Genomic DNA, 22,707 nt, shown 5'->3' on the forward strand with positions numbered 1-22,707 from the left:
AAAATATGAAACTTAAGCATCAACTAATTCAAAATCTAATTGCTTCTTGATTAAATCAGCATTTAAAACTTTGATTCTAACCGGACTTCCTAACTGATATTTAACACGTGTGCGTTTACCTATTAAAGCATGATTTTTTTCGTCAAAAACAAAATGATCACCTTTCATAGCACGAGAACGAATCAAACCTTCGCAACGCGTTTCTGGAATTTCAACAAAGATTCCATAATCTTGTACACCTGTAATAAAAGCATCAAAAGTTTCGCCAACAAATTGCTCCATGTATTTTACTTGCATATATTTTATTGACTCTCGCTCTGCTTCTGCAGCAATTTTTTCGCGAGATGAACAATGTTTTGCTTTATCTTCGTAAACAGCCGCTGCAGGAGATTTTTTACCATCTAAATAATCTTGCAACAAACGGTGCGCAATCATATCTGGATAACGACGAATCGGCGATGTAAAATGCGTGTAATAATCGAACGCTAAACCGTAATGTCCTATATTCTCTGTTGTATATTTTGCTTTCGCCATTGTTCGCATTGCCAAAGTTTCAACCATATTTTCTTCTGGTTTTCCTTTCACTTCTGCTAACAACTTATTCATAGAATTGATAGTTGTTTTACGATCTCCAATCTCTAATTCATACCCAAATTGGCGAATAAAATTCTTTAAGTCTAATAATTTATCTGGATTCGGATCATCGTGAACACGATAAATATAAGTGTTCGCATTCTCTTTTCCATGTTTATCTAAACTGATGAATTCTGAAACTTTTTTGTTACATAACAACATGAATTCTTCAATCAATTTATTCGAATCTTTCGAAATTTTGAAGAAAATTCCTTGTGGATTATGCGCTTGATCTAAATCGAATTTTACTTCAACTTTATCAAAATTAACCGCTCCATATTTCATACGTTTTCCACGCATTGTTTTTGCTAAGCGATCTAAAGTCAGGATTTCATCTTTAAAATCGCCATCTTTCCCTTCAATAATTTCTTGTGCTTCCTCGTATGTAAAACGTCTGTCAGAATGCGTTACTGTACGACCAAACCATGTTTTTACAATCTTCGCATTATCATCCATTTCGAATACACCCGAAAACGTATATTTATCTTCGTTTGGACGCAAAGAACATGCAACATTCGACAATACTTCTGGCAACATTGGCACTACTCTATCCACCAAATAAACAGAAGTTGCACGCTTGTATGCTTCTTGCTCGATCAACGAACCTGGACGAACATAATGCGTAACATCGGCAATGTGAACACCAATTTCCCAGTTTCCGTTCTCCAATTTTCGTATTGATAAAGCATCATCAAAATCTTTTGCATCTTTCGGGTCGATTGTAAATGTCGTTACATTTCGCATATCTCTACGACGAGCTGCCTCGGCTTCATCTATCGAAGTATCCAACTGATTTGCTTCTTCTTCAACTTCCTCTGGAAATTGAGCTGGCAAATCGTATTCTAACAAAATTGCATGAATTTCTACATCCGTATCGTCTGGACTACCCAAAACTTGCGTGATTTCACCAAATGGTGAATTAGATCCTTCTGGCCAGTTTGTTAATCGAACCACAACTTTTTCTCCTGGTTGAGCATTTTTAATTTTCTCTTTCGGAATAAAGAAATCGTGGTTACCATTTTGCATCGTTACAAAACCAAAATTTCCATTCTTTCCTAACTCGAAAATTCCTGTAAATTCAGTTTTATTACGCTCGATAATTTCTACAATTTCTCCTTCTGCTCTCGATTGATTGGCATGTTTTTTTGGATAAACATATACGCGAACCGTATCGCCCATTAAAGCATTTCGCGTTTTCCCTTTTTGTACAAAGACATCTTGTTCAAGACCATCAATCATAATATAAGCGCTTCCCGAAGAAGTCAAATCCGCAATCCCAACCATATAATCATTGGTTGCATTGATTTTATATTTTCCTCTTTCTACTTCAGAAATCTTTTTGTCAGCTAATAAAACATTCAAATTCTTAATCAATAATTCTGTATCAATTCGATTTGTTAGGTTTAAAGCTGCTGCAATTTGTTTATAATTTAAAGGTTTATTCGGATTTTGAAATAAAACTTCGATGATAGACTTCGTAAACTTTGTTATGTTTTTGTCTTTTTTCGCCTTTGTATTTTTAAAATTTCTTCTTGGCATAATTTGTTTTCTGTCAAATCTCTTCTTTTTTTTTTCGAGATTTATTTTAAAATAGTTAATAAATAAACATCTTATTTATTTGATTATCAAATTATTTTTAATAACTATTGATAAGATGTTAATAAACAACATAACCACTGCAAAGGTAATATATCCTTTTTCTAAAATAACAATTTACAGCCAATTCTATGTTACGGAAAGGATAAGATTACTTGTAACGTTTTGATTTATTGCGAAAATTGAGCCAAAAAAGCTATTTTTGCATTGATAATTAATTGAATGAAAACTAAACCATTATATCAAACTTACTTGATTAACCTTGATAGAGCTACGGATCGGCTTGAATTGATGCAAAAAGAATTCGAAAAATGTGAGATTACTTACGAAAGAATTTCTGCTGTGGATGCCAAAACTTTGGATTCGTCAACCTATAAAATAAAAAATAAATATGACCGCGATTTAGTTCCTGGAGAAATTGGTTGTTATTTGAGTCATGTGAAAACGCTAAAAACTTTTTTGGCTTCTGAAAATGATTTTGCTTTGGTTATAGAAGATGATGCAATTTTGGTTGATGATTTTAAATCTGCTGTAGAACATGCTCTTTCTAATTATGAAGAACTTTCTAACAAGCATAAATGGGATGTTTTGAAGCTATTTAACGGAAAAAGAAAACATATAAAAATTGCTGATGTGAATAATAAATACATTATTGGTGCTTGTGGAACGAGTATTCCAATCACAACAATTTCAGCCATTTGGACAAGAAAGGCCGCAGAAAAATTTTTGAATAAAATTAAAACGCCACTTCCTACAATTCAACGTCCTATTGATTGTGATTTACAGCATGCTTGGGAATTTGACTTAAGAATATATAATCTTCTTCCATCGCTTGTTAAACCAGCTCCAGTAGAAACGCAAATTCAGATTGATCGCAGTTTAAGAAAGTCTAAATTTCCAAGACAAATTCAATACGAATTGAATAGATTATTTCCTAAATATTTCTATTTGATTAATCATCATGGTTTCAAAAAATTCTATGATAGTTTTATTGTGAAGAAAAATGAAAGAATTTCTTAATCAACAATTATTACACTTATTAAGTTACTGAATTAAAATAAATTAACAACCTTTATCAACAGTTATAAACATTGTTAATTTCTATATAAAATACAAAAATAGCAGTTTCAAGACTTTGAAACTGCTTTTTCATTTATAATAATTCGATGCTTTCTTCTTTTAATTTTTCTTTTACTTTTCCGTCCCAAATACTCGCTTGTACTTCGCCAATATGTCGAGATTTCAACATAAACATACACATACGAGATTGTCCAATTCCACCTCCAATTGATTCTGTTAACTGATCATCTAACAACATCGAGTGAAATAATAAATTTTTACGATCCGAAAAATCTCTAATTTCTAATTGTTTGGTCAAAGCTTCTTTATCTACACGAATTCCCATCGAGGATAACTCGAAAGCAGATTCTAAAACAGGGTTCCAAACTAAAATATCACCATTAAGACCTCTAAAACCAGCACTGTTTTCTGTACTCCAATCGTCATAATCAGCAGCACGTGCATCGTGTAATTCTCCATTACTCAATTCTCCTCCAATTCCGTAAATAAAAACAGCTCCAAATTCTTTACAAATTGCATTTTCTCTTTCTTTCGGCGTAAGAGTTGGATATTTCTGTAATAAATCTTCAGACGAAATAAATGTAATTTGTTCTGGTAAAACAGCTTTCAATTGTGGATATTTTGCTTCTACATTTTGCTCCGTTTTTTTAATAACTTCATAAATCGATTTTACTGTCGAAAAAAGATAATCCAATTGGCGATCTTGCGGCACAATTACTTTTTCCCAATCCCATTGATCCACATAAATAGAGTGAATTGGCGAATAATCTTCGTCTGGACGCAAAGCGCGCATATCTGTTATAATTCCTTCGCCTGGCTCAATTTCTAATTCTTTCAAACGAATACGTTTCCATTTTGCCAAAGAATGTACAACTACCGCATTTTTATCATTCAAAGATTTTATAGGGAATTTTACAGGTCTTTCGATACTATTCAAATCATCATTAATACCTGTTCCATCCAAAACTACCAATGGTCCAGAAACTGGAATAATGTTTAATTCTTTTTGTAATCCTTTCGAAAATTCTTCTTTTACAAAAGAGATTGCTTGTTCTCTACGTAATAATGCTCTGCTCATCTTTTTAATCTTTAAATGATTTGTTTTTTTAACTGATGTAAAAGTAGAACAGCTAAAATCAATAAATATACTATTGACTTAAATTGGTTTAAAAATATTTAATTTTAAATATAAAATATTGTTTATAGTTAACTATTTAAACTTTATAATAGTTTTAAATTTAATTTTTAAAATAAAAATCGGTAAACTCTAACGAATTGACCGATTTTATATCTTATAATAGATGTATAAAATTATCCGTTGTATGAACAAGCAATTTTATCTACGCGTCCTTGGTGACGACCACCTTCAAATTCTGTTGCTAAAAATGTATTCACAATTTCTTCTGCATATTCATACGCAATAAAGCGTGCAGGTAAAGTTAACACATTTGCATTATTGTGTTGACGAGCTAACTTGGCAATATCCATCATCCAACATAATGCAGCACGAATTCCTTGGTGTTTATTTGCAGTCATTGTAACGCCTTGCGCACTACCACAAATCAAAATTCCGAAATCTGCTTTTCCATCTTCTACAGCTTGTGCCGTTGGGTGTGCAAAATCAGGGTAATCAACACTCGCTGTTGAGAACGTTCCAAAATCCTCAACCTCATATCCTTGACTTGTTAAAAAGGGTACTAATTTTTCCTTATAATCGAACCCAGCATGGTCCGCTCCGATTGCAATTTTCATTTAATTAACAGGTGTTTTTGTTGTTTTTGTTTAAATAATTGTAAATCAAATGTTAAGTAAAAGTAACAACTTGTTAAAAGATGATTGAATAAAACTAATAACTTTTCGAGAGAAAAATTTGGAAATCTGATTCAAAAAATCAATTAGAAATAAATCAATACAAGTCAAGTAAAACTTTTCATTTTGGCATAAAAGATTTACACATCGTTATGAATAGTTTTCACAAAACATCTTGCTAACAAAAGTTGTTTATCAACCAAAATGATAAATTGTTGATAGAATATCTAACTCTTTCATTACAAAACAAAATTACAAATAATAGCTTGTTAATTGCTATTAAATAAAATTTATCTCACTTTAGTTATCCACATATTAACAGTGCTAATAATAGTAACATTTTTTTCTTTTTTTAAAATTTAAAAATTAATTAAACTATATATATTATTATGAATTGTTAATAGTTGAAAATTGTATTGAATGATTTTAAGTCTCAAAATGAAAGTTTGATTACTTTTGTGTAGTTCAAAATTTCAAATCAAAATATGAAAACAATCAACGACTACAATTTCGAAAACAAGAAAGCATTGATTCGTGTTGACTTCAATGTTCCGCAAGACGAAAATTTAAATGTGACAGATGATACACGTATTAGAGCTGCAAAACCAACGATCGACAAAATATTGAAAGATGGTGGCGCTGTTGTATTAATGAGTCATTTGGGACGTCCTAAAGGCGAATTCAATGATAAATATTCATTAAAACATATTGCATCAAAAGTTTCAGAAATTCTTGGCGTTGATGTGATCGTTGCGAATGATGTTATTGGCGATGATGCGAAACAAAAAGTAAGTAATCTAAAACCAGGCCAAGTTTTATTATTGGAGAATGTTCGTTTCCATAATGAGGAAGAAGCTGGAGATAAAGACTTTGCAAAATCATTGGCTCAATTTGGAGATATTTATGTGAATGACGCTTTCGGAACAGCACACCGCGCACATGCTTCGACTGCAATTATTGCTGAATTTTTCCCGGGAAATAAATGTTTTGGTTTGTTAATGGAACAAGAATTAACAGCTATTAACAAAGTGTTAGATGATGGTGAAAAACCTGTAACAGCGGTACTTGGAGGAGCTAAAGTGTCTTCTAAAATTACGATTATCAACAATATTTTACCAGTTATTGATAACTTGATTATTGGTGGTGGAATGACGTATACATTTGTGAAAGCAAATGGAGGAAAAATTGGAAATTCGTTGGTAGAAGATGATAAATTAGATTTAGCGAAAGAAATTTTGGCTGAATGTGAAAAACATAATGTAAAAGTTTATTTACCGGTTGACAATGTAATTGCTGATAATTTCAGTAATGATGCAAATACACAAACAGTTCCTTCGGATCAAATTCCTGATGGATGGATGGGAATGGATGTTGGTGAAGAATCGTCAAAAGTTTTTGCAGATGTAATTAACAATTCGAAAACAATTCTTTGGAATGGTCCTTTAGGTGTTTTTGAAATGTCAAATTTTGCAAAAGGAACTATTGCTTTAGGTAATGCAATTGCTGAAGCTACGGCAAACGGCGCTTTCTCGCTTGTTGGTGGTGGAGATTCTGTTGCTTTCGTAAAACAATTTGGTTACGACGACAAAGTAAGCTACGTTTCTACAGGAGGTGGCGCAATGTTAGAATCGTTGGAAGGTAAAGAATTACCAGGAGTTGCTGCGATTTTAAAATAAGAAAAGGAAAAAAATACTTAAAATAGTAAAAAATTAAGTCGAGCATTTGCTCGACTTTTTTTGTCTTAATTGTTAAGCTGAATTTATTTCAACTTCTCATCTTAATGATTAGGTTCTTCACTTTGCTGTCGTTTCGTTCAGAATGACATTTTTTTTTAGCATCAAATTTTCTGCCATTCCAACGTTAGGAGGAATCTCAATGATTCTAAAATTGTTAATAGTAATCACTTGTTATTTAATAAATTAACTACTTTTCAACTGAGTTATAAAAAGAATGTTTATAGCTTGATTAATTACTCAAATTGTTAATAGTAAACTATTAAATATAAATGAATTAAAAAGTTATGAATAGACTTTATTAAAACTTGTGAATAATGATGATTTTAGAACTAAATTGATTTAATAAAGTTAAAATTGTTAATTATAAAAACTTGATAAATAATGAATTAAAAAGTAATTAAGAAAGTTTATCAAAAATTGTTGAAACTGAAATCTCCCTACAATTAGCCATTTTATTTATAGAAAAGGATTGTTATATTCGTAATGATTTAATAATCAATCTATGAATGAATTTAACCAACGACTAAACGAAGTAGAAAATCATTTGCAGCACAATGATCTTGATTTGGGCTATCGCCGATTAATTGATTGCGTGTTGGATTTGGGTGAGAAATCTTTTTACAAAGAGATTATCTCCTATTCGGATCTTTATTACACCGAAAATTCTACGAACGAAAATAAAATAACGCAGGCTTTACAATTGGTGGAAAAGTTAAAACAAGCTTCTCCTCCTCCCTTTCAGAAAGAAGAAACATTGATATCAACCAACAATGTTGAAAAAGCTTATCATCGTCGAAATTTTAAACTCCATCCCATTACTTTTGATTTGAAATCACGAGAAGTTGTTGGATTAGTTGGAGAGAATGGAAATGGAAAAACGACTTTATTACGTTTAATTTGTGGTGAATTGAAACCAACTTCTGGCGAAATAATTTATCATTTTTCTAAAGCAAAACCGTTTAGTTTTGAGCTGAAAACAAAATTAGTTTATGTGCCGCAACGAATCGAAGTTTTATATGGTACGTTGATGGAAAATCTGCAATTTACCTTGACATGTTATGATATTTACAACGAAGAAAATAGGTTATTAGCGAATGTTATGTTGGCGCGTTTGGGGCTTTGGCCTTACAAGGATTTGCAATGGCGACAATTGTCGTCTGGTTATAAAATGCGATTCGAGCTCGCGCGAACGTTATTGCGTCGTCCAAAAGTATTGTTGTTAGATGAGCCTTTGGCTAATTTAGATATTTTGGCACAACAAATTATTCTTGAAGATTTGAAATTTTTATCACAATCAATCCGAAATCCTTTTGGTGTTATTTTGAGTTCTCAACAATTGTACGAAGTTGAAAAAGTATCGACAGAAGTTCTCTTTTTAGAGCAAGGAAAGCTTAAAATACAAGGAGATACAAATGATTTGGAAGGTGATTTTACGATTGTTGAAATTGATGTTGAAAATACCAAAGAAGAGTTATTAACAGCTTTATCTAACATCGAAATTAAACAGATAAAATTCAATGGAGGATCATATATCGCATATTTTGATGATGAAATTTCAATGAATATGATTTTGTCTGAAATCGGAAAATCATTATTGAAAGTAAAATATATTCGAGATATTTCGAAATCAAGTCGTCGCTTTTTTGTCAATTAAAACCAACCAACTATGTTCAAAAAAATAAATCAAACTTTAATTACCAAATATCCATTGATTTGGAATCTGAAATTTATTTGGATTTTGTTGACGGTTTTAGTTTTCAACTTGATTGCATTTATCAATGGTTTTTTGTTTTTTACTAAAAAATCTCAACTGCAAGTAACTGGACTTTATGAAGTGTTTTTCAACTCAGGAATTGCAATTTATTACCTATTAATTGGTGACATTATCGGCGTTATTTGGTTGTATTTCTATATAAAAAATAATCGTTTCAAATCAAATTATCCAACCTCAAGAAATTATTTATTCAAAGAATTTTTGGCCGTTTTCTTCATTATATTTTTGATGTTTTATGTACCAAATTCGTTCAAAACTGGTCTTAAATTTCGTGTTTCAAATTATATAACTGAAGAGCAATATTTGAAAGATATCGATATTATCAATAGAGCGCAAGGTTTTACGTTGCAACCAAATTTTGGGTACGATAATTATTCGAGAAATTTGCCTGTTCCAGCTTTTGATTCGTTGGTTTCGGAAAAAGAAACAAGAGAATTATATGAAAAAAATAAGAGAGAATATTTAAGAAAAAATCCAACATACTCATATGATGCTTTTTTGGATCCGTATTTCAGAAATCCTGAATTTGAAACCTTATTAAGAGATTATTTTCCGGATCGATTTAGTTATTCTAAAATTAATTTTAATCAAACGTATCAACCTCTTAAAAAGAATAATTCATCTACAGATTCATTTCAAGAAGAAATGGACTATCCTACTACAGTAGCTGTAGATTCAACTTATGCTGTTGTCGATTCTGCTGCAGTAACATTAAATTCTGGTGGAAAACCAGATGTTTATTACAACTTAGCAAGTTTGTATAATTATAGTGTTTTGGCTTTTAACAATCCGAAAGATTCTACTTTAAATCATCAATTTTATGATGGACAATGGATTGCTTTGTTGCAAAAAAATGATCGAAAAGTAATTGAAAATTTATTGAATAATTATACCGATTTATTAAAAAAGCAAGAAATTGGGTATCAGTTCAAACATAAAAAGTGGATTGATTATTTGCCTCAATATCCGTATTATTTCATTGATCATAAATTGAATTATATTGATCCTTATCAAACTGTAGATAAAAAACTGAATGATTATATCCACCAAGATAGTTTAAACAAAGTGTATGAAAATATTGAGTTTTCGAAATATAGTTCCACTTGGTTAGAACATATTCAGTACTATTTACTAATCGCTTTAGTTATTACCGTTCTTATTATTACATTCAGATTTAGTTCGTTCAAAGTTTGGTTAATTTCATTGATTGGCGCAGGAATTTTGGCAATTTTAGGAAGCGTTTTCGGAATTTCTATCGATGCAAGTATTGGTTATACACAATTCACACCTTATATTATTTTATTTGTTTTTTACATTGCATTTATAGTGACTACACTAATTGGCTTACGTTCCAAAAAATATAAAGTTTTGACAGGTGTTAATCTTAATTGGTTTGTTGCGACCAATATTTTTATTGGAATTGTGATGCTTAGTTTTTACACAGATTTGCGTGAAGAAATGTTATATGAAGCAAATAAACATATGAATATTTATGAGTTTAGACAAACAAATAAAGAATTATTGCTGTTACAAGAATTTGCAGAAATTTTTCTTTACATCAATCCAATTTTATATTTAATAAGTTTTTATTTCATCATTAATCTTTATAAAAAATGGCAAGCAATGCCAGAAGAATAAAAAAAGAAAAGCGAGCTAAATCGGCTCGCTTTTCACTTGATAATTGAATGAAAATGAATTTTAAAAACTACTTTAAAAAAACTTACTTATGAAATAAAATAACACATTGTGCTATTCAATAATAATTTTAAAACTCATACAAATTTTAAAATATTCTTTCAAAATTTAAATTAATAGAGGTTAACCATCAAAATTTGTAGGTTAACCCTATTTTTTATGATTTTATGCACATTTAGAAGAATGTCTATTTCCTTTTGCATCACGTTTTTTGTGCATACTAAATTTATCAGATTTCATACGTTTTTCACGATCTTGTTTGTATTGATTGAACTGATTTTTGTCTAAAATTTTCTCTAATTTAATATCAAAATCGTTTGTACCTTTTTCTGGTCGAGAACCTCTTTTTCCTTTTTGAGTAGAATTTTTGTCTCTGTTCGCAAATTCTTTTTTCATGTCAGAATCTCTACTTTCTAACAACGATTTTACTTTTTTCTTTTGAGTAGAACTCAAATTATATTGATCAAATTTTTTTAATTGTTGATCTACAGTTGGGCGTTCTCTTTGCTCTTTTCTATTTCCAGATCGTTCACCTTGTTGTGGTCTTTGTTGAGCAGAAACTGCCATAACCATCATTATACTTGCTAATAAAAATGCTTTTTTCATAATCTATGTTTTTGTTTACAACTAAATGTTAGAATTATTTTCTTTTCATTTTTCTTGAAACAAAGTTGCAACACAAAAAAAAGACGTCAAAAATATTGAGGTAAACGAGTGTTAAGTATCGGTGAAATCAAGGATTTATTAAATTTTTTAACAAAGTTGTCAAATTTATTGAATAAAAAAATCCATTCGATAAAGAATGGATTTTGATGTATTTTTTTTGAAAGATTATTTTATTTTTTTCTCTAACATTTTAGAAAAAGTTTTAGCAGTTTTTGCAAACCCTTCTCCAATTCTCGATTCATCACTATAATTATTACCGAATTGAGTTCCTGGAGCTTCTTTATAATTGACAACAAATTTTTTATCTTCAAAATTATTAGAATCAACAATAGTAATAGTTGTAGATACTTTTGCAGCTTGTTTCATTACAAATGCATCCCAACCTGGATAAATCCAATCAACTTTAACAATCATTGTGTAAGGAGCATCTGTAGCGTTTTCAGAGAATGAAATTCCAGTAGATTTTGCACCATATTTAGTTAATAACTCCATAAATTTTGGTTCCCAGATAGACTCTTTTGCACCAGTCCATTTATCATTCCAAATATCTCCATTTCCAGCATTTTTGCCATTTAGATCAACAATCTTTTTTTGAACATATTCTGCTTCTGTAATGCTATCTGCATTAATTTTTAGATTTGAATAGTCAAAAATAACTTTCATTTTAGATTGTCCTTTTAAGAAATCGACAGTACCAGATTTTACTTTCTCTTTTTGAGCATAAATGTTTGAACCGAGTACAATAATGATTAATAATAAATAGTTTTTCATAATAGTTTTAATAAATTTCAGCAAAATATAAATATTCTTTAAATAGTTATTGTATAATCATTTAAAGAAATATTATTTAGAAACGTTTATTGTTTATAAATAGTTTGTAAGTCTTGGAAAAATTTTACTGAAAATAATAATCAAAACGTTTGGTACACTACTTTTGTCTTAACAAAGTTTAACAATATTGTATGAAAGTTTTAATTTCTAAATCAATTGTATTTGTTAATTTTAGAGGAAATTTGAATCAATAATATAAACATTAATTTCAACGAAATTTTGGATATACAACAACTAAACCAACAAATAGAAGCAAAAAGCGAAAGCATTGCAAGGTTGACATCGGAAATAAATAAAGCGATTATTGGACAAGAAAAAATGATTGAAAGTCTATTAATCGGATTACTTGGAAATGGACACGTTTTATTAGAAGGTGTTCCTGGATTAGCAAAAACATTAGCTATTAAAACATTATCTGATGCTGTTGATGGATCTTTTTCTCGTATACAATTTACACCAGATTTGTTACCTGCCGATGTTGTGGGGACACTTATTTATAATGTAAAAGAAAACGATTTTAGAATCAAAAAAGGACCAATATTCGCCAATTTTGTTTTAGCTGATGAGATTAACCGTTCGCCTGCAAAAGTACAATCTGCCTTGTTAGAAGCAATGCAAGAGCGTCAAGTAACAATTGGTGACGAAACGTATCTGTTACAAAAACCTTTCTTGGTTTTGGCGACTCAAAATCCGGTGGAACAAGAAGGAACTTATCCTTTGCCAGAAGCACAAGTTGACCGTTTTATGTTGAAAACGGTCATTACTTATCCAGAATTTGAAGCAGAACGTTTGATTTTAAGAAATTCGATTAATCAATCTTTTCCAAAAATTGAGAAAGTAATCTCTATTCAAGAATTGTTGGATGCGCGCGAAATGGTGAAACAAGTTTATATGGACGAAAAAATTGAAAAATATATTTTGGATATTATTTTCGCGACTCGTTTTCCAGAAAAAGTTGGATTAGAAAAATTGGTTCCAATGATTTCGTTTGGTTCTTCGCCTCGTGGATCGATCAATTTGGCACAAGCTTCAAAAGTGTATGCATTTTTACGCAAACGCGCTTATGTTATTCCAGACGATGTACGTGCAATGGCAAAAGATGTGTTGCGTCACCGTATCGGAATTAGCTACGAAGCAGAAGCAGAAAATGTTACGCCAGAAGAAATTATAGACAATATTCTTAATGTTGTTCCAGTTCCTTAAACCACTATTCAAAATCATTTAAACTTTGGATGCAAAAGAAATCATCAAACGTGTAAAACGTATTGAGCTAAAAAGCAAGCGTAAAGCGAGCAACCTTTTTATGGGTGAATATCACAGTTCATTCAAAGGAAGAGGTATGATTTTTAGTGAAATTCGTCCTTATCAATACGGTGATGACGTTCGTAATATCGATTGGAATAAAACGGCTCGATATAGCGAACCTTATGTAAAAGTTTTTGAAGAAGAACGAGAATTAACCATGTTTTTATTGGTTGATGTTTCGAATTCTGAAAACTTTGGAACACGAAAACAAATTAAAATGGAAACGATTGCTGAATTGAGCGCTACATTGGCTTTTTCGGCAATTACCTATAATGATAAAGTTGGTTTGATATTATATTCGGATCAAGTGGAGAAATTTATTCCACCCAAAAAAGGAAAACAACATGTGTTGCGTTTGGTGAGAGAAATTGTTTCGTATGAGCCAAAAAGTAAGAAAACTGATTTAGCAGAGACTTTGGAAACATTTATGAATTTGGTTCGCCGAAAATCAAATGTTTTTATTCTTTCAGATTTTATTGATTCGTCTGATTATGAAAAAGCATTGCGAATCGTGGCAAAAAAACATGATGTGACTGGAATTAGAGTTTATGATGAAAAAGAACAATCTTTTCCAGATGTAGGTTTGGTTCATGTGCAAGATAACGAAACAGGTGAAATCCGCTTGATTGATACTTCATCGAAGAAATTGCGTCAACAATATGCGCAATATTATCGCGATTTAGATCAACGTTATCAATCTATTTTCAAAAAAAATCATTCAGGCGCAATCAGTATTCGTACCGACGAAGATTATGTTCGCCCATTGTTAAACTACTTTAAAAGTCATAAAGCCTAATGAAGAATTTATTGCTTTTAGTAAGTTTTTTTATCCTTCAATTTTCGTTTGCGCAAGAAATTACGCCAAAATTAGATCGCACGACAATCAAAATTGGCGAGCCAATCCAATATGAAGTGAAAATTGATTACAAAGAAGGAGATAAAGTTGTTTTTCCTACGATTTCAGATTCAATTAATCATCACATCGAAGTTTTAGGTCAAAAAATTGACACTGTAAAAACGGATGGAAAATCTGAAATTGTTCAACATTTAGAATTGACTGGATATGATGCAGGTAAATTTAATATTCCGTCATTTATCATTCAGAAAAATGGAAAAGATTTAACAACAAAACAACTTGAAATTGATATTCAAGATATTGCAGTTGATACAACGAAAAATGCAATTTTCCCGATAAAACCTGTAATGGAAGAAGAATATTCTATTGGAGATTATTGGAATAAATATTGGTTGTACGGCATTATTGCGTTGATTTTATTTATTATCGGAATTGTTTTGGTTGTATTATATGTTCGCGCAAAATCGAAATTATCTGGCAAAGATTCGTACAAAACGCCTTATGACGAAGCGAAAGCAAGTCTGAAAGCCTTGGATGCTAAGAAATATTTGAAACGTGGTGAACAAAAAGAATATTACACGCAATTATCATTTATTGTAAGACGATATTTAGGACGTATTTATAACTTTTCGGCATTAGAAATTTTGTCGGATGATTTGGTAAAATATGTTGCGACAAAACCAGATGTTTTACCAGAAGATGTGCAGAAATTTAAACAATTTTTGTTCGATGCTGATTTGGTAAAATTCGCAAAACAAGAATTTGATGAACCAACAAATATTTCGCACCGAAATTGGGTAGATGAATTTGTAGATCGTGTAAAACCATTAGAAATTCCGGAGAACGAAGATTTGAAAAAAGATCAAGTGACGGGAGAAAAATATAAACAGTTTAATAACAATTAGGAATGCTAAATTTTGAGTTTCAAAATCCTTGGATCTTACTCTTATTGCTTGCTTTGCCTTTCTTTATTTTCAGAGAAATTCGCAAAACGAGCCAGAAAAAAGCATCCTTAAAATTACCTTCGCTCAAAGCATTTGGAGGTGCAAAAAGTTCGTTAGCGACGTACAAACCACTTTTATTTTTGATGCGAATTATCGCAATGGTTTTGTGCATTGTTGCTTTAGCTCGTCCACGTTATGTAGATGTTACGACAAAAGTAAAATCGGACGAAGGAGTTGATATTTTATTGACTGTAGATACGTCATTGAGTATGTTAGCGCGCGATTTGAAACCAGATCGTTTAACAGCGTTAAAAGAAGTTGCAAAAGACTTTTCACTTGGAAGAAAAACGGACAGAGTTGGTTTGGTCGAATATTCTGGAGAAGCTTTGACACGTGTTCCATTAACAACAGATCGTGATGTTTTGATACAAGAAATCGAAATGTTACATTCTGGTAGTTTAGCTGATGGAACAGCAATTGGAGTTGGTTTGGCAACAGCTGTTAATCATCTTAAAAATAGTAAAGCAAAATCTAAAGTAGTTATTTTGATTACAGATGGTGTTGAAAGTGTAAATCCTTCTGGAGATTTGATGTATGTTTCACCGAGACAAGCCGCTGATATTGCAGCAGAGAAAGGGATAAAAGTATATACAATTGGTATTGGAACAAACGGAATGGCGCCTATGCCTGTTGGTTACGATATGTTAGGTGATTACGTTTTTGAGATGCGTCCTGTACAAATTGACGAAAAACTGTTAGAAGAAGTTGCAGATAAAACTGGAGGTTTATATTTCCGTGCAACAAACAATGAAAGTTTGAAAAACATTTATAACGAAATTGATAAACTTGAAAAAACAGAGATTAACGAAGTCAAATATTATAATTATACCGAATTGTTTGCACGATTCTTATTGCCTGCATTCATTATTTTGGTATTAGAAGCCATTTTACGAAGAACCGTTTTTAAAGAATTAATCTAATGCAGTGGGGAGAATTACATAATATTTGGTTGATGATTTTATTGTTTGTCGTTATTTTTCTATCGATAACAGTATTTCAATGGCGCGAACGTGTAAAGAAAACATTTGCAGATAAAGAACTGTTTCCATTTGTTTTTCCAATCACTTCTTCAAAGCGTTATGGTTTCAAAATCATTGCATTTTGTGTGGCTTTATTTTTAATGGTAATTGCATTGATGGATCCACTTTATGGTGAACGAGATGTGCAAGTAAAGCGCGAAGGAATTGATATGGTTTTCTTGTTAGATTTATCAAGTTCGATGAATGCACAAGATGTTGCTCCTTCGCGATTAGAAAAAGCAACAAAATTAATTACAGAAACATTACATCAATTAGGAGGAGATAGAGCTTCTTTGGTTGCGTTTGCAGCGAATGCTTACACGATTTCTCCATTGACAAATGATTATGCTGCAATCGAAAGTTATTTGCAAAATGTTAATACTGAGTTAATTTCGAGCCAAGGGACAAATTACTTAAATGCGATTCAGGAAGCTGCAAAAACATTCAAAGGATCGGCGAATACAAGTAAATTAATTGTACTAATTTCGGATGGAGAAGACAACGAAAATACAGTTAATCAAGCTTCTAAAATAGCAAAAGATAACGGAATTCATATTGTATCAGTTGGTGTTGGAACAGATAAAGGAGCTCCAATTCCGATGTATTACAATGGCTACGCCGAAGACTATAAAAAGGACGAAACAGGTTCTATAGTTATTACAAAATTAGAAGATAAAAATCTTCGCAAATTGGCACAAGATACAAACGGAACTTACATTCATTTGGATAATACGCAAGATGCATTATCCGCATTATCAATGTATAAAGCCCGATTAGATAAAAACGAAATTGCTAACTCTACAACAAGAGATATGAATCATATTTATCAGTGGTTTTTAGCGGTTGCGGTTTGTTTACTTTTTGTGGAATTATTAACATCTGAATATAAGATTTTTAACAAAAAGAAATAGTAAGTTTGTATGGTAAAATGATGTACTTTTTAAAACAAATAGGATTTTTAGGAATAATGCTTTTATCCGTTTTTGGTTATAGTCAATCGAAAGCGAAAAGCTACATTATTGAAGGAAACGAGTATTATCAAAAAGGAAAATTTGATAATGCAGAAGTTGCCTACAAGAAAGCTACCATGGAAGATCCAACTTCTGTCAAAGCAAATTACAATTTAGGAAATGCTTTATTTCAACAAAAACGTTACAAAGAAAGTATAGCGCATTACAAACGTTCTGCTGAAGTATCTAAAACGAATAATGATAAACATTTGGCTTATCACAATTTAGGAAATGCTTTTATGCAGGAAAAAGATTATCAAAATGCTGTTGATAATTACAAACAAGCCTTACGAAATGATCCAAAAGATGATGCAACACGTTACAACTATGCATTAGCAAAAAAAATGTTAGAAAAAGAACGTGAGAAACAAAAAGATCAAAATAATAAGGATAATAAAGATCAAAACAAACAAGATCAAAATAATCAGCAAAAACAACAACAGCAGCAAAATAAACAGAATCAACAAAACCAAAATAACCAAAAGCAAAATCAGAATCAGAATCAATCTCAACAACAACAATCTGATCAGCAGAAACAGCAAAATCAAGGAGGAAACCCGAAAGCTGGTGGTGAAAATGGAAACAATAAAGGACAAGGAAATAATCAATCTCCAGAAATCAAACAAGGAAATAATGGAGACGGAAAAGAACAAGATAATGCAAAGAATAATTTGGGAGACGGTTTGCTAAAAGCATTGCAAAATCAGGAAGCCAAAACCCAACGAAAAATTATTCAACAAAAAGCAGAAAAACAACGAACAACAACATCTAAGGATTGGTAATGACAACGACAAGCGTTTTAAATAGCTTTTTAGTGTTTGCCTTAACGTCTATCACAGCGTTAGCACAACAAATTTCTTTTAAATCTGATGCAGATAAAACACAGGTCAGTTTAGGAGAAGCATTTAGCGTGGGCTTTTTTATCGAATCTAATACAGATAGTTATTCGATTGATCAACCAATGAAATATCCTCCACATAATGGATTACAAATTGTAGGTGAACAACGCTCGCAAAATGTTTCTTATGTGAATGGAAAAGGAGTGATAGAAGAAGGAATTATCCTTGCTTTTGTTGCTGAAAAAGAAGGTAAATATCGAATTGGAGCTGCTAAAATTGTGATTAATGGAAAAACCTATACATCGAAACCTGTCGATGTTGTAGTGAAAGGAACGGGGTTGACGCACAACAATTTTAGAAGTAATACTTCGCAGCCTGTTTTTCTACAAAGTAAAGTTTCGAAAACGAATCCTTATGTGAACGAACAAGTTGGTTTATCAGTAAAATTATACGTAAAAGATTTATCTTATCTTAATCGTAAACAAAACTTTCGTCAAGGAAATTTAGACGGATTAAGCCCAAAAATTGTAAAAAGCTCTCCCGAAAATATCAAGCAAGAAATTGTTGGAGGAAAACAATATTTCTCCGAAGAAATTGCACGTTATTATGTTTTTCCTCAAAAACCAGGAAAGATAGAAATCGATCCGTTTTCGGTAGATGTGGTGTTGCCAACAACGTATGGAGCGGAGCCTGTAGAAGTGCGTAGTAATCCAGTTGTGATTAATGCAAAAGCACTTCCAGAAGAAGGAAAGCCAAAGAATTTTAGCGGTGCAGTTGGTCAATTTAAAATGAACGCTTCGGTTGATAAAAAAGAAGTTGCAACCAATGAAAGTGTAAATTTTGATGTTGAAATTATTGGAACAGGAAACTTTAATACGATTAATTTACCTGAAATTACGACGCCAAAAAATTTAGAAAAATTCGCACCGAAAAAACGCGATGCATATAAAACCTATGATACAGGAATGAAAGGAAAAGTTGCTGAGCAAACAGTTCTTGTCCCAAATTTTGGAGGAGAATATACGATTTCGCCTGTAGAATTTTGTTATTTCGATCCTGTTAAAGAGAAATATGTAACCTTGAAATCAGATTCGATTAATTTGTCTGTTTCAGGTTCTAAAACTTCTTCTGCAACGGCTGTGGCTTCTAATTCACCAGATTCGACAATTTCTGATAAAATAGAAGAAATGACGAACGATGTGAAAGAAGGAAAAAGCGGTTGGTTGTGGTTAACTGGTGGTGTAATTGCATTGAGTGCTGGAAGTTTATTTTTGATGAGAAAGAAAAATAACCCGACACAAAAACAAAAAATTGAACCAAAAATAAAACCTCTTAACGAGCAAAATAATTTTGAATCATACCAACCAAAAACAGAAACCCAAAAGTTTACTTTGGTTGAAAAACCAACGATAAATTCGAGTCAAATTTCTGCTGAATTAGATGAATTGAAGCAAAAAATAAACGTTGAAGACCAAAAAGATTTTTATCAATTACAAGAAAATATTTTGTGTAATGCCGCGCTATTAAAAACGAATACAGATTTAGCTCATTTTTCTGACGAGGTGATTGCAAATAAATTGATTGAAAATGGTGTGAGTGAATTAGCCGTAGAACAATGGAAATTGTTGCTGAACAACGCACGACAAGCTAAATATGCCTTTGGTGGTTTGCATCAAAATTTAGAAGAAGTTTTCGAAGCTACGCAAAATATTTCCGAAGAATTATTACGAAAATAAATTTCAAGTTTTTTAGATAGTAAAAGGGACAATCTCAGTTTTGAGTTGTCCCTTTTATTTTTGCTCTTACAACTCATCCTCAAAAATTGACAATTCGGTAACATATAATTTCAAACGAAAAGTGTTTGTAAGAACTTTGACTCAACAAATAAAAAAACACAAATGATGAAAACAATTTTCTTAACAATCGCAATTTTATTCACTGTATCAACTTTTGCACAAAAGAATTTTGAATCAGATATGAATAAAACTTTAACGGAATGGAACAAAGGAAATCATTCTTCTGAAGCTAATTTTAAGCAATTAATAAATGATTATCCAAATGAATGGTTACCAAAATATTACTTGACTTTTTCTGAAGTTTTGAAAACGTTCGAATCAAAAGATATTACTAAAAATGAAAAAATTCTTTTGAATGTAAAAACTCAAATCGATGATTTAGTCAGAAATAATCCATTAAATGTAGAAATTCTCAATTTGAAAGCCTTGTATTTAACAGCAGAAATTGTGCAGAATCCAATGCAAAATGGAGCAATTTATTATCCAGAAGTAGTACAAATCTATCAAAAATCGTTGATGTTAAATCCAACTAATCCGCGTTCTGTTTTAGGTTTGGCTGAGTTTAATATCAATGCTGCAAAATATAGAGGAATGGATATTACACAAGATTGTAAAAATGTAAAAAAATCTTTAGCTTTATTTAATGCTGAAAAGCCAAAAAATAATGAACCGATATGGGGAAAAAATCGTGCCGAAGCCTTGTTGAATAACGAATGTAAAAACGTACTATAATGATAGCTTTAGTTGCACAATTTATTCACGAAATTATTTTTTGGTTAATTAATTTGATTGCTTGATATGGATAAGTATTATAAAGGATATTTGAGATTATTTTCATTTGTATTTTCATTTGCAATTTTAGTATATGTATTTGATTTTAGTACAATTAATTTTCAAAATAATTCAAATTTTGATTTAGGTGTAGAAGTAGGCTTGTTAACAGGAAACTTTCTAAAATTTGTTGCTTTAGGGTTGGTCTTTTTAAAATTCTTAGAAGGAATTATTGTTTCTGACAAAAAGTTAATTGTTCGTAATATTTTGATTCTATTTGTAATCAATGTTTTGATTTATAGCGTGATATTTTTTACATCTCCAAATGTATCATTCAATCAATTTTTTCATCCAGAAGCTATCAAATATTTTATCGGATATTTTTCGTTCAGTGTTGCAGCATCTTTTGTGAATACAAGCATTTTTAATGAATATAGAATAGATGTACCAGATTCGCCTAAACCAGAAAAAGTTTTAAGAAAGTATTTTTTACGTTCTATTATTTATACGTTGGTATTGTATTATGTATTCGTGGAGTTTGCGAATCTCCTTTTGCAGAAATATATTTTTTACGATCAATCGATCAATTATCTTTTAGTTGCAGTTATCACGGTTTTCTTTTTGTTTTTATTCTTTATTATCGATCGAAAGAAAAATAAATTAGAACGTAAAATTGTTATCGAATCAACAAAAGCAGAAACAGCAACTGCACAATTCGAAACCTTAAAAAGTCAATTAGACCCACATTTTTTATTCAATAGTTTGAATGTTTTAACTGGTTTGATTGAAGAAAATCCAGATAATGCGATAGATTTTACAACATCGCTTTCTAAGATTTATCGATATGTTTTAGAACAAAAAGACAAAGAAGTTGTGTCGATTCAAGAAGAAATAAATTTTGCAAAAACCTATGTCAACCTTCTAAAATTAAGATTTGAAAATAGCATCGATTTCGAAATTGAACAAATAACTTTCTCTGAAACCGAATTTATTGTGCCACTTTCTTTGCAGATTTTATTAGAAAATACAATCAAACACAATATTGTATCTGATCAAAAACCTTTGAAAATTAAAATTTATAAAAAAGATAATTATTTGATAATTGAAAATTCTTTCCAACCAAAAGAAACCATTAAAGATTCGACAGGAATTGGGCTGAAAAATATTATTAATCGTTATCAATTAATTTCTAACCGAGAAGTGAACATCGAAAAAAATGAACAACTATTTCGTGTAGAACTTCCCATATTAACACAAAAAAATACAACTATGAATACACAAAATTTTGACGAACAACAAGCTTATTTACGTGCAATAGAGCGTGCAAAAGAATTGAAAAAGTTTTATGCGCATTTAGGAACTTATGTTGTAATGAGTTTATTCTTTTTTATTCTGAATTTAGTTACAAATAATGGACATTGGTGGTTTTATTGGCCAGTTTTAGGTTGGGGATTGGGCGTTGCACTAAATGCTGTAAAAGTTTTTGCGTATGGTTCTGGTTGGGAAGAGAATAAAGCCAAAGAAATCTTGGAAAAAGAGCAAAATAAAAAGTGGCAATAAATGAATTTTATAAATCAAATAAAGCAAACAAATTGGGTTAGAATAATTATTTTTTATGGATTGATATTAATCGGAACTTTTCTGATTCGTAAATGTCCTAATTTTTTACAATTGATTTTTGGAGGTTTAGTCGATTTTCAACTGCCTTGGAATATGAATCATGGGTTGATTATTTTTCTAATTAGTTTACTTTTCTATAAATTCTCTAAAGTTAAAAAAGAAGTCTCTCTTCTAGGAAAAGAAGGTTTCAAAACATTGATTTTTCCATTTATATTACTCGTTGGTTATTCAATTTATGGGATAAATAACGATTACGGAATTAATAAACATTTGTGGGCAGCGATTTTTATTTCTGTTACGTTGCTTTATGATATTATGGAAGAATATACGTGGCGAGGTTATTTGAATGATGCTTTAGGCAATATATTTTGGATAATAAAAAGCATTATAACGGGAATATTTTGGGCAGTTTGGCACTTATTTATTTTTAAAGATTTCGATCAGTTTGGAGGTTTTGGAATTTTTATGTTATTGTGCATTGTTTTTTCTTTTGTATTAACTTTTTCAACAATTCGAACAAAATCGATTATCGTTCCAGCTACAATTCACGCTTTAATGGCTAAGACAAATCTTGCAACATTGATCATTTTTGTCATTATACTTGCTTTATTATTTGTTTGGAACAAAATTTTTGAAAGAAAACCGATTCGTGAATTAACTTAAAAAA

At 30.9% G+C, this 22,707-nt stretch carries 19 protein-coding genes; 14 read left to right on the forward strand and 5 right to left on the reverse strand.

What is annotated here, in order from left to right:
• Positions 1–12: 12 nt before the first annotated feature.
• The gene (gene rnr, locus B3578_RS06290; protein ID WP_291047395.1) at positions 13–2,172 is read right to left on the reverse strand and encodes a ribonuclease R; all 2,160 of its coding nucleotides are present in this window, start codon (positions 2,170–2,172) and stop codon (positions 13–15) included.
• A gap of 279 nt (positions 2,173–2,451) precedes the next feature.
• On the opposite strand from rnr, the gene B3578_RS06295 reads away from it, so the two are divergent.
• A complete protein-coding gene (locus B3578_RS06295) occupies positions 2,452–3,249 on the forward strand; it encodes a glycosyltransferase family 25 protein (RefSeq protein WP_291047397.1) in 798 nt (265 codons plus the stop codon).
• Positions 3,250–3,382: 133 nt separating this feature from the next.
• Here the strand turns inward: B3578_RS06295 and asnA are convergent, their stop codons facing one another.
• On the reverse strand, positions 3,383–4,387 hold the full coding sequence (asnA, locus tag B3578_RS06300) for an aspartate--ammonia ligase (protein ID WP_038336194.1): 1,005 nt from the start codon (positions 4,385–4,387) through the stop codon (positions 3,383–3,385).
• Between the two features lie 233 nt (positions 4,388–4,620).
• Positions 4,621–5,061, reverse strand: a complete 441-nt coding sequence (gene rpiB, locus B3578_RS06305) for a ribose 5-phosphate isomerase B (RefSeq protein WP_291047401.1) — start codon at positions 5,059–5,061, stop codon at positions 4,621–4,623.
• A gap of 542 nt (positions 5,062–5,603) precedes the next feature.
• On the opposite strand from rpiB, the gene B3578_RS06310 reads away from it, so the two are divergent.
• The 3 genes from B3578_RS06310 (at position 5,604) to B3578_RS06320 (ending at position 10,266) form a co-directional block, all read left to right on the forward strand.
• Positions 5,604–6,794: a phosphoglycerate kinase gene (locus B3578_RS06310; protein WP_291047403.1), complete on the forward strand. Its 1,191-nt coding sequence runs from the start codon at positions 5,604–5,606 to the stop codon at positions 6,792–6,794.
• Between the two features lie 562 nt (positions 6,795–7,356).
• A complete protein-coding gene (locus B3578_RS06315) occupies positions 7,357–8,508 on the forward strand; it encodes an ATP-binding cassette domain-containing protein (RefSeq protein WP_291047405.1) in 1,152 nt (383 codons plus the stop codon).
• A 12-nt stretch (positions 8,509–8,520) separates the two neighbouring features.
• A complete protein-coding gene (locus B3578_RS06320) occupies positions 8,521–10,266 on the forward strand; it encodes a hypothetical protein (RefSeq protein WP_291047407.1) in 1,746 nt (581 codons plus the stop codon).
• 222 nt (positions 10,267–10,488) lie between these two features.
• On the opposite strand, the gene B3578_RS06325 is transcribed toward B3578_RS06320, so the two are convergent.
• Together B3578_RS06325 and B3578_RS06330 are read right to left on the reverse strand one after the other, a co-directional pair.
• A complete protein-coding gene (locus B3578_RS06325) occupies positions 10,489–10,929 on the reverse strand; it encodes a hypothetical protein (RefSeq protein WP_291047408.1) in 441 nt (146 codons plus the stop codon).
• 225 nt (positions 10,930–11,154) lie between these two features.
• Complete coding sequence (locus B3578_RS06330; protein WP_038336180.1) at positions 11,155–11,760, reverse strand: hypothetical protein; 606 nt, start codon at positions 11,758–11,760, stop codon at positions 11,155–11,157.
• A gap of 261 nt (positions 11,761–12,021) precedes the next feature.
• Here B3578_RS06330 and B3578_RS06335 point away from each other — a divergent pair, with 261 nt between their 5' ends.
• The 10 genes from B3578_RS06335 to B3578_RS06380 all read left to right on the forward strand — a co-directional run bounded on the left by B3578_RS06335 (position 12,022) and on the right by B3578_RS06380 (position 22,703).
• Positions 12,022–13,023 (forward strand): AAA family ATPase, encoded by a 1,002-nt coding sequence (locus B3578_RS06335; RefSeq protein WP_407932366.1) that lies wholly within the window; start codon positions 12,022–12,024, stop codon positions 13,021–13,023.
• Between the two features lie 25 nt (positions 13,024–13,048).
• The gene (locus B3578_RS06340; RefSeq protein WP_125350567.1) at positions 13,049–13,921 is read left to right on the forward strand and encodes a DUF58 domain-containing protein; all 873 of its coding nucleotides are present in this window, start codon (positions 13,049–13,051) and stop codon (positions 13,919–13,921) included.
• Positions 13,921–14,886, forward strand: a complete 966-nt coding sequence (locus B3578_RS06345; protein ID WP_291047413.1) for a BatD family protein — start codon at positions 13,921–13,923, stop codon at positions 14,884–14,886. Before B3578_RS06340 ends, B3578_RS06345 begins: the two co-directional genes overlap by 1 nt.
• 2 nt (positions 14,887–14,888) lie before the next feature.
• Positions 14,889–15,905: a vWA domain-containing protein gene (locus B3578_RS06350; RefSeq protein WP_291047415.1), complete on the forward strand. Its 1,017-nt coding sequence runs from the start codon at positions 14,889–14,891 to the stop codon at positions 15,903–15,905.
• Complete coding sequence (locus tag B3578_RS06355) at positions 15,905–16,915, forward strand: vWA domain-containing protein (protein WP_125350569.1); 1,011 nt, start codon at positions 15,905–15,907, stop codon at positions 16,913–16,915. Before B3578_RS06350 ends, B3578_RS06355 begins: the two co-directional genes overlap by 1 nt.
• Before the next feature lie 17 nt (positions 16,916–16,932).
• On the forward strand, positions 16,933–17,796 hold the full coding sequence (locus B3578_RS06360) for a tetratricopeptide repeat protein (protein ID WP_114998633.1): 864 nt from the start codon (positions 16,933–16,935) through the stop codon (positions 17,794–17,796).
• Positions 17,796–19,589, forward strand: a complete 1,794-nt coding sequence (locus B3578_RS06365) for a BatD family protein (protein ID WP_291047418.1) — start codon at positions 17,796–17,798, stop codon at positions 19,587–19,589. Before B3578_RS06360 ends, B3578_RS06365 begins: the two co-directional genes overlap by 1 nt.
• Positions 19,590–19,754: 165 nt before the next feature.
• The gene (locus tag B3578_RS06370) at positions 19,755–20,381 is read left to right on the forward strand and encodes a hypothetical protein (RefSeq protein WP_286495653.1); all 627 of its coding nucleotides are present in this window, start codon (positions 19,755–19,757) and stop codon (positions 20,379–20,381) included.
• A gap of 66 nt (positions 20,382–20,447) precedes the next feature.
• Positions 20,448–21,980: a histidine kinase gene (locus B3578_RS06375; protein WP_180905517.1), complete on the forward strand. Its 1,533-nt coding sequence runs from the start codon at positions 20,448–20,450 to the stop codon at positions 21,978–21,980.
• Positions 21,981–22,703, forward strand: coding sequence for a CPBP family intramembrane glutamic endopeptidase (locus B3578_RS06380; RefSeq protein ID WP_260509601.1), 723 nt, complete (start codon positions 21,981–21,983; stop codon positions 22,701–22,703).
• The last annotated feature ends 4 nt before the right edge of the window (positions 22,704–22,707 follow it).

It is taken from the genome of Empedobacter sp. UBA1574, from assembly GCF_002322895.1.
GTDB lineage: Bacteria > Bacteroidota > Bacteroidia > Flavobacteriales > Weeksellaceae > Empedobacter > Empedobacter falsenii_B.